We start from the raw sequence: 16,640 nt of genomic DNA, 5'->3' as shown, positions 1-16,640 counted from the left end.
CCCGCTCATGGCTCACCTTTGGTTGGAGCTGCTTCTCCAACAATCAATTTAGCCTATGATTTGGAGGGGAATGAGGTACGAAGCTTTCCAACCATCGGTTGTTATGAGCTAGCGCCTGACCCTGTACCTGAGGAATAAGTCCATTGATTGTTAATTAATTTGAATTTATATTTTTCTAATAATTACTGACCGGCAATAGGTGTGCAAATCTCGATTATAATTCCATTATGGTCCTTTAAGTAACCTACCTTTTGTCCCCATGGCTTTTCTTCGATTCCCTTGTATAACACAGCACCTGCTGCAATGGCTTTATTAAAATCCTCAGAGATATTTTCAGTGACAAAAGCAATCTCCATTGTAAAGGATTTTTCCTTTATGGACTCCGGTTGAAAATTACTGCCAAAATTTGCTTTTCCTAATTCTTGGGAAGCAAAGGACAAGGTTGTTTCCCCGGAAACCAGTTCTCCGTAATCGTTTTCAGGAGTTTTGAATTTTATTTTGAAACCAAATGCTTTTTCATAGAGTCCCAGTGTTTTTTGGACATCTTTTACGTAGAATATTGTGTAGCCGAATTTCATAAATTTTTTAAGGATTTTTTTATAAGTTTTGATGCCCAGTCGTAATGACTGGAAGTATTGGAAATAAGATACGCACCCAGCGAAGTACTGCCTGTCCATTTGTACCGTTTTTTTTCAAATAGTTCCTCATTGGTATGTTGGTCCATGATTATATGAATCTTTTTATGAGAACCACGTACCAAATCAATGGCTTCTTCTAAGAGAAGGGTTTTATTTTCTTCCTGAATTTTTCGGTTGAGTTCGGGAAGGGTTTTCCAAGTATAGCCCTTGGCCGGTATATTAGGCTGCTGCCCTTTCATTCCTACCCTGTACCATTCCAGCATCATTAGGTGCCACCGGTGAAGATGGGCCAAGACGTCTTTAATATTTCTATTCAAAGTAGGAGGTGGAAAAGTTAGCGTCCTTTTTTCATCAGGATAAGCATTTACTTCATCCATAAGCTTGTCAAAGTTCTTTTGACTTAAAAAGATGAGTTCGTCTTTTGATTGAGGCCTTGGCATAACATTTTCATTTTAAGTAAGCTTATTTCCGAGATTACTTCCTGAAAAGAAGCCTTGCTTTATGATCCATCAAAAGTTAATCCATATTCTTTTGATAACCAAAAGATAATTGGATACTCGAAATTTTGACCTTCTATATTGTTTGTAAAATACAGTCAGTCAAAGAGTTAAAAGTTGTTTTTTGCTTGTGAAAATAAAGGTTTGAATTACACCGACTTTCACTATATTTATGGCTTATAATTACAACAATGGGGAAGTTATCTCAATTTATATTATCACTATTTTTCCATAGCGTTTTAGTGTTTAGCGCCCTTGGCCAAGACTTAGAGTTTGATACTTTGTTACAAAACAAGGACTCAATTGACAATGCGGCCATGGAGGAATTTAACAGGAAGTTGGCTGTAGTAGAACTGGAAAGAAAGGTAGACTCCCTTAAAAAGGCTACGCTTGAGGCACAGCTCTTGGAACTTAAAACCACTGATAACCTTCAAAAAATTGATTTGATCCAACAGCTGGAAGCGATCAAAGAGAATGAAAAAAAACGACTTTCCGATAAGATCGCTCAAATTGATTCTTTAAGAGCTACTGCCAAGGGTTACCCTGTTTTAGGGGTTAAGAAGGATACGCTTTTTTTAATTTATTCCAAGATGGGAGCTGTTTCTCCGAGGGAGAGGGCCATTAGTGTATCCAATAAAATCAAGCAGCTTTATGAGGATGATTTTTTAATTGATGATTCCATTCAAATATCTAAAGTAGAAGATACTTATGACCTTATTTATAAAGATTTAATTATAGCCAGTATTTCAGAAAACGATGCCCTATGGTCCGGGAAATCAAAAGAAGAACTGGCTGAAAATTCCTTGCAAATTATAAAGGGGGCCATTGAGGAGGCCAGGGAGGAAAACAGTTGGCTAAAGTTATTGTCGAGGGTTGGTTTGGTAATCTTGGTGGTAACGATTGCTTGGTTTGCTATAGGCTTGATTTCAAAAGGCTATGACAAGCTTCTTTTAAAGTTTGAGAACAAAAAAGATAAATTGCTAAAGGATTTGTCCTATAAGGACTACACCTTCTTGAGTGTGGATCAAGAAACCCAAATGCTGTATTTTTTGATAAAGTTCTTGAAATGGTTTGTGTATTTTCTTTTGCTTTACATTACCCTGCCCATCATTTTCAGTATTTTTCCTTTTTCACGCGATTGGGCCAATACCCTCTTTTACCTCATTTGGGCTCCATTTAGAAGTTTATTGTTATCCATCTGGAATTATCTGCCCAATCTTTTCACAATTCTGGTGACCTATTATGTAATGAAATATGTGATCAAGTTTGTGAAATATATCTTTAAAGAAATAGAGGCTGAGAAGCTGGTGTTGTCCGGCTTCCATTCCGATTGGGCCATGCCTACATTTAGCATCGTGCAATTTTTGCTATATGCATTTATGTTTATCTTAATTTTCCCTCATTTACCGGGCTCGGATTCAGATATTTTTAAGGGTGTATCTGTTTTTGTAGGCGTTTTATTTTCACTGGGTTCATCATCAGCCATAGCCAATATGGTAGCTGGCTTGGTGATTACATACATGCGACCGTTTAAAATTGGGGACCGTATTAAAATTGACAATGTGACCGGAGATATCATAGAGAAAACCCTTCTCGTCACCCGCGTGCGAACAATTAAGAATGAAGTGATCACTATTCCCAATTCATCGGTACTTACAGAAAACACCACAAATTATAGCATAGAGGCAAAGGATAAAGGCCTGGTGGTTCATACCACGGTTACTATTGGCTATGATGTCCCTTGGCCCAAGGTCCATCAAGTATTAATAGAGGCAGCCAATAGAACAGACATGATTATGGATGACCCCAAACCCTTTGTTTTACAGACGAGTTTGGAGGATTTTTATGTGGCTTATCAAATCAATGCTTATACCCGAGAGGCGAGTAAACAAGCACTAATTTACTCTAGTTTGCATCAAAATATCCAGGATGCATGTAATGAAAGTGATATAGAGATTTTATCCCCACATTATAGGGCGGCAAGAGATGGCAACATGAGCACAATTCCGGCAGAATACCTTCCCAAAGATTATCAAGTTCCCCAATTTAATGTAAAACTTGACAAGGGAGACAAAAATTAATTGATTCAAAAGGCTTATAGGGCCTGTTTTAATCAATCATGAATTCAAACTAAAAAGGAAGGTTCGAGATTATTCAGAAAATGTACTTTCTCCAGTGAAATTGTTGTCTCAGGTTTATAAAGTTACCCAACTTTTATTAATTGCTCTAAGCAAGATCAGGTTTACCTTAGATACAAAAGAAAAGACCTGCCAAAATTAATTTAGCAGGTCTTTTATGAATTGTTTATTTCAAATAACTTTCCTCAAACCTTTCAAAATGACAAGTATATCCATTGGGATACCTCAGTAAGTAATCTTGGTGCTCCGGTTCTGCCGGCCAAAATTCTTCAAAAGGCTCTAGGCTTGTAACAACCTTAGCATCCCATTTTTTGGAAGCGTTGACAATTTTTATCATTTCTTCAGCATCGTTTTTCTCTGCTTCGTTTTGGAAAAAAATAGCTGATCGATAACTCGAGCCCATATCATTTCCTTGCCGATCTAGTGTGGTAGGATTGTGGATCCGAAAGAAATAATCCAACAGTGCAGTGAATGAAGTTTCCTCAGAATCATAAGTGATCTCTATACCTTCGGCATGACCGGGATGATTTCTATAGGTAGGGTTTTTATTTTCTCCACCTAGGTAACCTACTTCTGTATCTTTTATTCCTTTTTGGGTTCGAAAAAGGTCTTCCATGCCCCAAAAGCAACCTCCGGCCAAATAGGCCTTTTTAAGTTTTCCCATTTTTGCTCCTTATTTTATTTTTTATGTGATACTGTTCTTAATTCAACCAAAGGAGTAACTCCTCTTTACCCTATAGAGGCTCAACATAATTCCCGCAATTTTTGTGCGATTTTTTTTAACATTACTCCTATTCATTATTTGGCTCCCCTTTTATTTCTGTTTTTATTGTGGAGGATTGTTGTAAAGTTTTATGTACTGGGCATTTTGCTGCAATAACCCTTAACCTTTCTTTTTGTTTCGTGTCCAGGTTACCAACGAACTCTATGGACTTTGCAAAAACATCTTTGTTTTCGCCTTCAATCATTTCTTTACTATGGTTAACATAGGTATAAACCTCTTGGAGATCCCATTTTTTACGTTCTGCATACAGTTTTAGGGTCATTCCTGTACAGGCTGCCAAACCTGCCGATACCAACTCAAATGGTGACATACCAAAATCAAACCCTCCCACACTTTTGGGTTCATCGGCAATAATGCCATGATTTTGGGTGTTGATATAGGTAGTGAAATTATCTTCTTTTAAATTTAAATGGGCCACCAATTGATGCTTGTTGGGGTTGGGGGTGTCAAAGGATTTTAGGTCTATATATTTGGAAGCCCATGAACCAATTAGCTCACCCACATACATACTATCTTCACTTTTTGTTAAAAGATGGTTGGCATTGTCTAGGGAGACAAAACTTTTCGGATGTTTAGCTTTTTGATAGATTTCATGGGCATTGTGGATCGATACAATTTCATCTACAGGGGAATGCATGATTAGAATTGGCTTTCTTAGATTTTCGATGGTAGCCGGCAGATCATGTTTTTCGAATCCATTAATAAATTCTCCAGTAATGGTAAATTCCCTGCCACCAATCAGAACTACAGTTTCTTCACCACTAGCCAGTTTTTTTGCCTGCCCTGCAAAGTGTTTTGTGACATGCTGCACATCTGCAGGAGTTCCAATGGTCACCACCCCTTTTATATTGTCTAATTTAGACGCGGCCACTATTGCCGCTGCCCCGCCAAGGGAGTGACCAATGAGAAGTGCAGGCGCTTGATAATGCTTGGTGATATAATCGTTGACAACCATTAAGTCATCCACATTGGCCTCAAAATGGCTATTGGCAAAGTCTCCCCCACTTTTTCCTAGGCCTGTAAAATCAAACCTGACCACAGCAATGCCCTTATTGTTCAAGGCCTGCCCAATTTTCTTACTGCATTAAGCTGGCTCGTACAGGTAAAGCAATGGGCAAACAGAACAAATTGTTTGGGTTTCTGGTGGTTAGGAAAGTCGATTGATGTTGACGATTCATTTCCCTTTTTGTTTAATATTTTAATTCTATCTGTATTCATTATATGTTAAGGTTAAAATCCAGGAATATACCGTGGATGAAATTGACAGTGTTGAATGATTGGCATTGAAGCAATGCTAGTCATTCAACTTTACAAACCTATTGATAGTAGTAGTTTATGTGATAGGTGAAAATTCCTTAGTGGTTGGCAAAACTTCCTTTGGAGTAAAAGTGACTGAGTAAAATGAAAATAAAGTAATTTTATTAGATGCTTGGTTTTGAAAACATCAACTAAAAGTAATTTAAAGAGTTTATTTTATTATATTAGCAAAAGAAGGAGGTTATTCCAAAACCCTAATTATTTGTTATACCAAAACTTTTAATAGCCATGTCTATATTGTTTCCAATTCTTTACTTTGTATTCTACCTTTTGATCCTTGGGTTGTTGTGTTATTTGGTTTATAGCTGGGTCAATAAATTTATAGTGTTAAAGACAGAGCAAAATGATTTACTAAGAGAAATTGTAAAAAGGATGGATAAAAAAATGTAGTTTATTCACCTGTGCGGAAATGATTTGCTCACAAAGTTACTCAAGCTTGCGGGTGAGCAGTTCACCGATATATTTTGTTCAAAAAATTGGACAATAAAAAAGGCAATCCAATTTGGATTGCCTTAAGTATATTTGCTGACTGAGCGAAATTAGCTCTGTGTCACTTCTTGTTCATAAGAGTAGAAGGATTGATCTCTCCTTGCGAGGGTTGATTCTCCTTGTAAGAACTTATCAACTTCCACCGCACATTCACGGCCTTCAGCGATAGCCCATACAACTAGAGATTGACCTCTTCTCATATCTCCGGCAAGAAATACTTTAGGAACTGAGCTTTGGTAGTTTTTAGACTTAGGCAGTCCATTTTCCAAAAACGCTACACCGAAAGATTCTAGGAGACCGGCTTTTGGCCCTAAGTAACCGATAGCTAAAAATGCCAAGTCACAAGGAAGGGTTCTTTCTGTTCCTTCGATTTCGAAAAACTGCATTCTGCCGTTTTCCTCTTTCCATTCAATGTCTACCACAGTAAGTCCTGTAACATTACCATTTTCGTCTTTGGTAAACTCTTTGGTAAGTACGGACCATACCCTTTCGGCACCTTCTTCGTGAGAACTAGAAGTTCTCAAAGTCATTGGCCATTCAGGCCAAGGGTTAAGGGTTTTTCTGCTTTGAGGTGGTTTAGGCAATAACTCGAGTTGGGTGATAGATGCTGCTCCATGACGATTGGAAGTACCAATACAGTCACTTCCGGTATCTCCACCGCCAATTACAATGACATGCTTGTCTTTTGCATGGATAGGATTGCTTTCCAACTCGCCTGAAATCACTTGGTTTTGTCTGCCAAGAAATTCCATGGCAAAATGAACCCCTTTGGCATCACGGTTATTGATTTTCAGGTCTCTAGGGTGTTGTGCACCCGTAGTAAGCACTACAGCATCAAAATTCTGAAGAATATTTTCAGCTTTGATATTAAAACCTACTTCGGTGTCTTTGCTGAAAATTACGCCTTCTTCATTCATCACATCAACCCTGCGGTCAATCACCCATTTCTCCAATTTGAAATCAGGAATACCATATCTTAAAAGGCCACCTACTTCTTTGTCTTTTTCAAAGACAGTCACCTCATGACCTGCTTGGTTTATTTGATCTGCAGCAGCAAGACCTGAAGGTCCGGAGCCAATTACGGCAACTTTTTTTCCGGTTCTTTCTGCAGGCACATTAGGCTTTACAAGATTAAGCTCATAAGCCTTTTCTGCAATGCTTTTTTCGATCAATTCGATTGCAACGGGGTCTTTATTGATACCCAATACACAACTTGCCTCACATGGTGCAGGGCAAATTCTTCCGGTAAACTCCGGAAAGTTATTTGTTCCACGGAGTATTTGATAAGCCAGTTCCCATTCTTTATGGTAAACGGCATCATTAAAGTCCGGGATGACATTTCCTAGGGGACAACCATTGTGACAAAAAGGAACGCCACAATCCATACACCTTGCGGCTTGCTCGTTAAGCACTTTGGATTCCAAAGGCTTGTAAATTTCCTTGTAATCCTTTTTCCTTTCTTCAGGTGATCTGGATCCAGGTAGTTGTCTTTTATATTTTAAGAAACCTTCTTTATCCGCCATCTTATACTAATGTTTTAGAATTTTCTAATGCTCTTTTTCTCAATACTTCTTTGTAATCCTTAGGAATTACTTTTATAAACCGTTCTTTTCCGGCTTCCCAATCTTCAAGTATTCTATTGGCTGTATTACTGGAAGTGAATTCTGCATGGCTCTGTAAAGAAGTTTTGATGGTGGCAAAATCATCCTCATTGAGGGGATCAATGTCTACCATTTCTTTATTGATATTGCCAAGATTTTCTTTGAAAATATAGGCTATTCCACCACTCATACCGGCGGCAAAGTTTCTACCTATTTCTCCAAGAATGATCACCAATCCTCCTGTCATGTATTCACATCCATGGTCTCCTATACCTTCAACCACAGCTTCTACTCCGGAGTTTCTTACACAGAAACGTTCTCCGGCTTTACCTTTAATGAATGATTGACCGGATGTGGCGCCATAAAAGGCCACATTACCGATAATGATATTGTCTTCGGCGACAAAATCTGCATTCCTATTCGGGTACACCACCAGTTTACCGCCGGAGAGGCCTTTACCGAAGTAATCATTGGCTTCACCTTCCAACTCAAAGGTAATTCCTTTGGTCAAAAATGCTCCAAAGGTTTGTCCAGCTGAGCCCTTGAACTTAAAGTGGATGGTATTGTCAGGCAATCCGGGACTTCCAAAGAACTTAGACACTTCATTGGATAGCATGGCGCCCACAGATCGGTCCACATTGATGATATCAAAGGTACCTTTCACTTTATTGGCTTGCTCTAAAGCAGGTGTAGCAGCTTCTATGAGTTTTCTATCAAGTACCTTTTTCAGTCGGAAATCCTGATCTATTTGTTTGTGAATTCCTACATGGTCAGGCACCTCAACTTTATGGAAGATTGGGCTTAGGTCTAATTTATCCCATTTCCAGTGGTTCATTTGACCATTGGCTTCTTTCAAGATGTTGCTTTGACCTACCATTTCGTTGACTGTCCTAAAACCTAGAGAAGCCATAATCTCTCTTAGGTCTTGAGCCAAGAAGGTGAAGAAGTTGACCACATGGTCTGGATCACCTGTAAAGAGCTTTCTTAATTCAGCATTTTGTGTGGCTATACCAACCGGACAGGTGTTCAGGTGGCATTTCCTCATCATGATACATCCTTCTACAACCAAAGCTCCGGTTGAAATACCCCATTCTTCAGCTCCCAGTAGGGTGGCAATGGCCAAATCCCTTCCTGTTCTCAACTGACCGTCCGTTTGCAAGGTTACCCTACTGCGGAGGTTGTTGATCACCAAGGTTTGGTGGGCTTCAGATAAGCCCAGCTCCCATGGCAATCCGGCGTGTCGGATTGAGCTAAGTGGAGAGGCTCCTGTTCCACCATCTGCTCCTGAGATTAGGATTACATCTGATTGTGCTTTGGCCACCCCTGCAGCTACGGTTCCTACACCAGCCTGAGATACAAGTTTTACGTTTATTCTTGCTTTTCTATTGGCATTTTTAAGGTCATAAATCAACTGAGCCAAATCCTCAATTGAATAGATATCGTGGTGAGGTGGAGGTGAAATCAATCCTACTCCGGGAGTAGAATGTCTTACTCTTCCTATCCAATCATCCACTTTATGCCCCGGAAGCTGTCCACCTTCACCAGGCTTGGCTCCCTGTGCCATTTTAATTTGTATTTCACCAGCGTTGGTTAGGTAATTACTTGTTACCCCAAATCTACCGGAAGCTACTTGCTTGATAGCAGATCTTTCCCAATCGCCATTTTCTTTTCTCTCAAATCGAACTTCATCTTCTCCACCTTCTCCACTGTTACTTTTTGCTCCAATTCGGTTCATGGCAATGGCCAAAGTGCTGTGAGCTTCGTGGGATATAGACCCGAAAGACATGGCTCCTGTAGCGAAGCGCTTCATGATGGATTCTACCGGTTCCACTTCATCTAATGGAACAGAAATTCTCTTTTTGAATTCCAGCAAGCCCCTTAGGGTCATTGCATCTTTGGTCTGGTCGTTGATTTTTTGTGCAAATTTCTTGTACAATTCATAATCTCCCAGTTTTGTAGATTTCTGTAAAAGATGGATGGTCTCCGGATTGAAAAGGTGTTTTTCTCCCCTTCTTTTCCACTGGTAAATTCCTCCTGCTTCCAAAAGTGGGCTTTTGGTTTTATAAGCAGCATGATGTCTTACCAATACTTCATCAGCCAATTCATCAAAAGATACCCCACTAATTCTACTTACGGTTCCTTTGAAACACCTGTCAATTACCTCTGCGCCAAGACCAACAGCTTCAAAGATTTGAGCACTTTGGTAAGACTGTAGGGTACTGATACCCATTTTAGAAAGTACCTTAAGAAGTCCTTTTCCTATGGCAGCCTTATAGTTTTCAAATAATTTCTTTTGTGGTATCTTCTTGCTCAACATACCATTTTCATTGAGCGAAAGAAGAGTTTCTAAAGCCAGGTAAGGGTTGATTGCACTTGCCCCATAGCCTATTGCGGTGGCAAAGTGATGGGTTTCCCTAATATCTCCTGCTTCTATTACCAAGCCTGCTTTGGTTCTCAATTTCTGGTTCACCAAGTGATGGTGAACGGCTCCTACTGCCAATAATGATGGGATTGGAGCAGTATCCTGCTGAGAATCTCTATCGGAAATGATAAGGATGTTTTTTCCCTCACCTATGGCATTTTCAGCTGCTTGGCATAATTTATTTAATGCTTCTAACAAACGTCCGGGTTTGCCATCCGCTTCGAAATGCGCTTTCAAAGTAGCTGAATGATACCCTTTATCCTCAAGATTTCTTAATTTCTCTAAGTCTTCATTGAGCAAGACCGGTTGAGAAATATGAATCTGTCGGGTATGTTTAGGACTTTCGTCCAAAATATTGTAGCTCTCACCAATTCTGGTAAACAAAGACATTACCAAACGCTCCCTAATTGGATCAATTGGCGGGTTACTTACCTGAGCAAATAGTTGCTTAAAGTAGTTGGAGATATGTTGACTTTGCTTGGAAAGAACAGCCAAAGGAGTATCTGCACCCATGGAACCAATCGGCTCGTAGGCAGTATCTCCCATAGGAGATAAGATTACTTTTAAATCCTCCTGACTGTAACCAAAAATGGTTTGTTTTTTCTTTATTTTCTCTGTGCTGTAAGGCAAGGAAAGCGTTGTGGGCGCAGGGATCATTCGTAATTTTAGCCGCTCTTTTTTGATCCAGGCATCATACGGCTTTCTATTGACCACTTCGTTTTTCACTTCTTCGTCAAAAGAAACTTTACCTTTTTCCAGATCAGCCAAGAGCATTCTGCCCGGACTGATACGTCCTTTTTCTATGATAGTGGACTCTCTAATAGGCAATGCGCCTGCTTCTGAAGAAAGAATAAGGCGATCATCGGAAGTAACAAAGTACCTCAATGGACGAAGACCATTTCTATCCAATGTTGCACCCAAAGATTTACCATCAGTAAACAATAGGGCTGCAGGTCCATCCCATGGCTCTACCAAAGAAGCATGGAATTTATAAAAAGCCTTTTTCTTTTTGTCCATTGTTTTGTTGTCCTGCCAAGCTTCAGGCACAAGCATCATCATCACGTGAGGAAGACTACGGCCGCTCAATGCCAACAATTCCACCATAGAATCCAAGTTTGCAGAATCTGAATTCTTAGCATTGGTAATCGGCATTAGCATTTCAAGTTCCTCATCAGTGAAATGCATGGATTTCATCAATGTCTCTTTAGAGCGCATTTTGTTCAGGTTACCACGGATGGTGTTGATTTCACCATTGTGAGACAAAAACCTGAAGGGCTGAGCCAGTCTCCAGTTAGGAAATGTATTGGTAGAAAACCTGGAGTGTACCAGCGCAATTGCTGACTTAAGCTTGTTGTTTTGTAAGTCTTTATAAAAGGTCAATACTTGATCCGTACGTAGCTGTCCTTTGTAAATGACCGTTTGGCTACTAAAACTTGCAAAATAAAAGGCACTATTTACTCCGGGTATGGTGGAGTTGATGATTCGTGTTGAATAATTTCTTAGGATGTAAAGTTTCCGCTCCAAATCAATCCCTGAAAGATTGTCTTTGTGTTCCACAAAAACTTGCTCAATAGTGGGCATTACTTCTAAAGCTCCGGATCCCGGTACTGTATCATCTGTAGGTACAGCCCTGTATCCGATAAGCTTGAAGCCCAATTCGTTGATTATCTTGTTTAAGTTTGATTTGCATTTTTTGTAGAGTTGTTTGTTGTTTGGAAAAAACACCATCCCTACGCCATAACATCCTTCCTCGGGCAACCCAAAACCTAACCGTTGCGTAACCTCCTTAAGGAAAGTATGAGGCAACTGAATTAAGACTCCGGCACCATCCCCAGTTTTGGGATCACTACCTCGGCCTCCTCTGTGCTCCATATTGCTTAGCATAAGCAAAGCATCACTTATAGTTTCGTGGCTTTTATGGCCTTTCACATTAACAACTGCCCCAATTCCGCAGGCATCATGCTCAAACTGTGAACGATATAAACCTTGATTCATTCTGTTATGTTTAATTGTATTAGGTATTGAATTTACTTTGAAAAATCCACAATAAATTTTTCAATTATTAAATTCTAGACAATAAAGGTAAAACAAAAATGAAAGAATAGCTGAATATGGAACAAAAAATTATAATTAAGCCAATGTAGGAACGCCTTAAAATTTTAACTGAAAAAATACAAAATTTCGTAAAAGTGTATTGTTTCAGTCTAAAATTCAAGTTCATTTGGGAAACACAGCCTCTTGAATTACGCAAACATGTCTAAAATTGCCAATTTTAAAACTACGAAAAAAAAAGAAAAAAATACACACACAGGCCATAAAAAATAAGACAGGTCTTCGAATTAGCCTCTTTAACTAATCTTTAAATCAATCGATTTGGTCAGGCACATTTTTATCTATAGGCCCATCTAAAACTACTTTTACTTTCTTAATTTTTCTGGTATCAACCGCCATTATGGTAAACTCAAAATTGTCAAATTTTATCTTGGTACCATTGTTGGGTAAATTGGAATTTAATTCCAAAAGCAAGCCACCTAATGATTCACTTTCACCTTTTACTTCATCGAACAATTGAATATCGAGATCTAATTTCTTGCAGAAATCATTTAAAGAAATTTTACCTTCAAAAATAAAAGTCCTGTCGTCCAGTTTTTTGAATAAATATTCTTCTACCTCATCAAATTCGTCATTGATATCCCCAATGATTTCTTCTATAAGATCTTCCAGGGTTACCAAGCCCGAGGTGCCCCCATATTCATCCACCACAATGGCCATATGTACCCGCTTGTTTTTAAAGTTTTTGAGTAGGTCTGCTAGTTTTTTATTTTCCGGGATAAAATAACCCTTACGGATAAGAGCCTTCCAGTTAAAGTGTTCGTCATTTTCTATATGATCTAATAGGTCTTTGATATATAAGATCCCTTTAATTTGGTCGATGGTATCTTCATAGACTGGTATTCTGGAATAGCCGCTTTTATTGATTTTGTCCATCAACTCGTGAAAATCCATTTCTATATCCACAGCCGTGATGTCCATTCTGGAACGCATTACCTGCTTCACAGATAGGGTGCCAAAATTAACTATCCCTTTGAGTATGTCTCGCTCGTTGTTACTGGTGTCAATGGAGGTTATTTCTAATGCATGATGCAATTCATCTACAGACAAAGAATAGCCCTTTTTTTCTATCCGTTTCTCAATCACGTCACTGATGGACATCAATAATGAAGATAAGGGGCCAAAAATTATATAGAAAAAATAAAGAAACTCAGCAGTAATTTTCGCAAACCCTACACTTGCAGAGTTGGCATAAACCTTTGGGACAATTTCTCCTATGAATACGATGGAAAAGGTCACCCCAATGGTTTGAAAAAGAATGATTACAATTCCTGTCGCATCCGTTCCAAATATACTCCAAGTAAAAAAAGTGGTAAGGGTAACGATACTAATGTTGATAAGGTTGTTGAGAATCAGTATGGTACTCAACAACTTTTGAGGATTTTCTATAAGGGTAATGATTTTTTCAGACTTTGGGTCTGAAGCCTCTTTAATACCTTCAATATCCTCATGATTTAGAGAAAAAAAAGCCACTTCCGATCCGGAAACCAAGGCTGAGATTATCAATAATGCAATAAAAAATACCGCATTACCCACCAAATAAACCGGTGATACAGCTATGACTTCAGTCAGGAGCAGCAAACTCGGATAGGGGTCGTCCATTAATTTAATAATATAATTTTATGCAAAACTAATGATTTTACCGAATTCCAATACTATCAAAATGGTAAATCGTCAGCGTCATTTTCTCCGGAATCATAAGCCGGTGAAGAATTGGTATTCATTCCTGTGTTCGGATTGCTGTTTTGAGCGGGCATTGACTGGCCACCACCCTGTGAGTTGTCAGCCCCACTGTTTCTTGATCCTAGCATGGTAAAACTTTGTACCCTAACCTTGGTTCTTTTACGGTTATTGCCTTGATCGTCCTGCCAGGTGTCGGACTTAATTTTTCCTTCTACATAAATTTGACTACCTTTTTTTAGGTATTGTTCGGCCACTCTTGCCTGACCATCCCATAATTCCAGGTCATGCCATTCAGTATTTTCGACACGGTTACCGCTACGATCCTTATAGGATTCAGTTGTGGCTAGTCTAAGGTTCGCTACTACCTTATCTCCTTCCAAATGTTTTACTTCAGGATCTGCACCTAGATTACCCAATAAAATTACTTTATTTACTCCTGCCATTGGTAGATATTTTCGGTTTTATAAATAGCTGATTAAATATAAACAATTAATATTCTTGATTCAAATACCGGACAATCAATTTTGGTTTGCCGAGTGATTCCAGACTGGACGCATTTACCAGAGAATAGTTTTCAGATAGGACCCATTTTTTCAAGGCTTCCTTATGATTTGCTCCGAATTTTATATTTACAAAGGAAGCAAAAATTCTTTGATGTGTGAGCAGGTGTTTAAAGGGTTTTTCAGAACTTATGGTATAATTCGGTTCCAGAAGGCGGAGTTTTTCCGGCAGGTCAAGCGAATCCGGCTCAATATTGACGATGCGGTCCAATGAAGAATATTCTGCTAACGGAAAGTCAAACAGGCCTTGCCATATGTCTTTTTCATTTCGTTTTCTAACGACCGTAAGTCCATCTATTTGGATATGATAATATAAAAAGTAACGAGATTTTACTTTCACTTTTTTTTCATTGACAGGAAGTGTTTCCACCAGTCCGTTTTGTAAGGCATGGCATCTAGTGCGCAAGGGACATTGCTGACAATTGGGGTTTTTGGGAACACATTGCAGTGCGCCAAATTCCATGATGGCTTGGTTGTACTCATCGGGGGTTTTGGCGGGAATGATTTCATTGGCCAGTTTGCCAAAGGCTTTTTTCCCTTGGTGGGAAGAAATGTCCACATCGAGACCAAAAAACCTGGACAAAACCCGGTAGACATTTCCATCGACCACAGCAATCTGTTCTCGATAAGCGAAGGAGGCAATGGCGGCGGCAGTATAGGGTCCCACTCCTTTCAGCTCCAACAATTTCTTATAATTGTCAGGAAATTTTCCATTTCTTTCATGGACAATATTGCGTGCGCAAGCATGTAAGTTTCTTGCCCTGCTATAATAGCCCAATCCTTGCCATGTCCTCAGGATTTCCTCTTCCGGTGCACCGGCAAGGGCTTCTACAGAGGGGAATTTATTAATGAAAGCATGAAAATAAGGTAATCCTTGAGCTACTCGGGTTTGTTGAAGGATGATTTCCGATAACCAAATGATATATGGATTCCTTGTCTCCCGCCAAGGCAGATCACGGCGATTGAGGGGATACCAACGGAGTAGATTTTCAGTGAAATAGTTGAAATTCAAAATTTTAAAATTTTAATATTCGCTAATAATTGAACAAATGAAGCTAATTTTATCGATTTAATTTTTTAATTGGAATGGATATTGTAAATTTGCACTCCCAAAATTAGTTGGTTAATAGGAGGTTAAGCCTCAATTGAATTACACAAAAAAAATAATACAGTGACTAAAGCAGAGGTAATCACAAAGATTTCGGAGAAGACAGGAATCCAAAAGGATGATGTTACACAGACCGTTGAGGCGTTTTTCAAGGTTGTAAAAGATTCAATGGCAGAAGGAGAAAATATCTATGTTAGAGGTTTTGGCAGTTTTATAAACAAAAAAAGAGCTAAAAAAATCGCAAGGAATATCTCTAAAAACACAGCCATTGTGATTGATGAACATTATGTTCCAGCTTTTAAGCCGTCTAAATCATTTATTGAAAAAATTAAAAACAGCCAAAACGTAAGAGAATTGGCTCCTCAGGACTAATAATCCTGGCAAATTTGACTATGAAGAGATCCCAAATTATTTTCGTTGTTGCAGGTATTGTTGTTTGTTTCTTACTGTACAGTTTACCCAAAGTGGTAGTGGACAATGAGGACAAGGGACTGTCTCAGGATGGAACTAGTTTGGGATCTGATTCAAGCAATGAAGAAATTAACCACGGGAACTCCCTAAGTAGCAGTGACCTTGAGGTCATCGAGAACCTGATGGCAGAAATACAAGGAGAGGCTAGTACCGAAAAATTTGTTATATTCGCTGATTCAATTGCTAAAGTTTACCAAAGTGGAGGTAAATTGGATAGCGCGGCATATTATTTCGGTTTAATTGCTGAAAAGGCGCCGGATCCGAAAAACTGGGAAAAAGCAGGGAATGCTTATTATGAAGCTTTTGGTTTTTCCATGGAAGAGCTCAAGACCAAAAGGTTGGGAGATAAAACGCGCTTATATTTAGGTAAGGTTTTAGAAGCCAATCCGGAACGACTTGATTTAAAAACAAAGATTGCAATGACTTATGTTTCTTCTGCCAACCCTATGCAAGGCATCACCATGCTAAGGGCTGTTTTGGAAGAAGATCCTGAAAATGAAGAGGCATTGTTTAATATGGGCATTTTGTCCATGCAAAGCGGCCAGTATAAAAGGGCTGTGGAGCGATTTGAAAAACTTGTTGAGCATCACCCTGAAAATATTCAGGGTCAATTTTATTTGGGGGTAAGTTTGTTTGAGTCGAACCAAAAGAAGTTGGCCAAAACTCAACTAGAAGAATTACGTAAGCAAACTACAGATCCTCAGATTCTTTCGGGAATAGAGAATTACTTAGATAGATTATAATCAAAATATTGTTAAACTAAAACTATAAAATTATGCCTTGCGGAAAAAAAAGGAAGAGACATAAAATCGCTACACAC

12 protein-coding genes are annotated in these 16,640 nt (G+C 38.9%); 3 read left to right on the top strand and 9 right to left on the bottom strand.

Translation table 11 applies throughout. The features are described from left to right. Positions 1 to 182: 182 nt before the first annotated feature. Both AAC037_RS04885 and AAC037_RS04880 read right to left on the bottom strand, forming a co-directional pair. Positions 183 to 578 (bottom strand): VOC family protein, encoded by a 396-nt coding sequence (locus AAC037_RS04885; protein WP_339901927.1) that lies wholly within the window; start codon positions 576 to 578, stop codon positions 183 to 185. Next, positions 575 to 1,078, bottom strand: coding sequence for a ClbS/DfsB family four-helix bundle protein (locus tag AAC037_RS04880; RefSeq protein WP_339901926.1), 504 nt, complete (start codon positions 1,076 to 1,078; stop codon positions 575 to 577). The genes AAC037_RS04885 and AAC037_RS04880 overlap by 4 nt, the downstream gene beginning before the upstream one ends. Positions 1,079 to 1,326: 248 nt before the next feature. Here AAC037_RS04880 and AAC037_RS04875 point away from each other — a divergent pair, with 248 nt between their 5' ends. Beyond that, complete coding sequence (locus AAC037_RS04875) at positions 1,327 to 3,216, top strand: mechanosensitive ion channel family protein (protein ID WP_339901925.1); 1,890 nt, start codon at positions 1,327 to 1,329, stop codon at positions 3,214 to 3,216. A gap of 223 nt (positions 3,217 to 3,439) precedes the next feature. Here AAC037_RS04875 and msrA read toward each other — a convergent pair whose 3' ends face one another. From msrA to mutY, 7 genes are all read right to left on the bottom strand, one after another. Then, positions 3,440 to 3,937, bottom strand: coding sequence for a peptide-methionine (S)-S-oxide reductase MsrA (gene msrA, locus AAC037_RS04870; RefSeq protein WP_339901924.1), 498 nt, complete (start codon positions 3,935 to 3,937; stop codon positions 3,440 to 3,442). A gap of 127 nt (positions 3,938 to 4,064) precedes the next feature. Next, positions 4,065 to 5,117 carry an alpha/beta fold hydrolase gene (locus AAC037_RS04865; RefSeq protein ID WP_339901923.1) on the bottom strand — a complete coding sequence of 351 codons (1,053 nt, stop codon included), beginning with the start codon at positions 5,115 to 5,117 and terminating at the stop codon, positions 4,065 to 4,067. Between the two features lie 796 nt (positions 5,118 to 5,913). Further along, on the bottom strand, positions 5,914 to 7,386 hold the full coding sequence (locus tag AAC037_RS04860; protein ID WP_339901922.1) for a glutamate synthase subunit beta: 1,473 nt from the start codon (positions 7,384 to 7,386) through the stop codon (positions 5,914 to 5,916). A gap of 1 nt (position 7,387) precedes the next feature. Beyond that, positions 7,388 to 11,881 carry a glutamate synthase large subunit gene (gene gltB, locus AAC037_RS04855; protein ID WP_339901921.1) on the bottom strand — a complete coding sequence of 1,498 codons (4,494 nt, stop codon included), beginning with the start codon at positions 11,879 to 11,881 and terminating at the stop codon, positions 7,388 to 7,390. Positions 11,882 to 12,250: 369 nt separating this feature from the next. Beyond that, the gene (gene gldE / locus AAC037_RS04850) at positions 12,251 to 13,600 is read right to left on the bottom strand and encodes a gliding motility-associated protein GldE (RefSeq protein ID WP_339901920.1); all 1,350 of its coding nucleotides are present in this window, start codon (positions 13,598 to 13,600) and stop codon (positions 12,251 to 12,253) included. A gap of 56 nt (positions 13,601 to 13,656) precedes the next feature. Continuing rightward, on the bottom strand, positions 13,657 to 14,124 hold the full coding sequence (locus AAC037_RS04845; RefSeq protein WP_339901919.1) for a single-stranded DNA-binding protein: 468 nt from the start codon (positions 14,122 to 14,124) through the stop codon (positions 13,657 to 13,659). Positions 14,125 to 14,170: 46 nt separating this feature from the next. Then, positions 14,171 to 15,253: an A/G-specific adenine glycosylase gene (mutY, locus tag AAC037_RS04840; RefSeq protein ID WP_339901918.1), complete on the bottom strand. Its 1,083-nt coding sequence runs from the start codon at positions 15,251 to 15,253 to the stop codon at positions 14,171 to 14,173. Positions 15,254 to 15,412: 159 nt separating this feature from the next. Here mutY and AAC037_RS04835 point away from each other — a divergent pair, with 159 nt between their 5' ends. Both AAC037_RS04835 and AAC037_RS04830 read left to right on the top strand, forming a co-directional pair. Next, the gene (locus AAC037_RS04835) at positions 15,413 to 15,721 is read left to right on the top strand and encodes an HU family DNA-binding protein (RefSeq protein ID WP_014019802.1); all 309 of its coding nucleotides are present in this window, start codon (positions 15,413 to 15,415) and stop codon (positions 15,719 to 15,721) included. Positions 15,722 to 15,741: 20 nt separating this feature from the next. Beyond that, positions 15,742 to 16,563 (top strand): tetratricopeptide repeat protein, encoded by an 822-nt coding sequence (locus tag AAC037_RS04830; RefSeq protein ID WP_339901917.1) that lies wholly within the window; start codon positions 15,742 to 15,744, stop codon positions 16,561 to 16,563. Positions 16,564 to 16,640: the final 77 nt, after the last annotated feature.

Source organism: uncultured Cyclobacterium sp. (genome assembly GCF_963976465.1).
Lineage (GTDB): Bacteria > Bacteroidota > Bacteroidia > Cytophagales > Cyclobacteriaceae > Cyclobacterium.
This window is presented reverse-complemented; position numbering and strand designations above follow the sequence as displayed.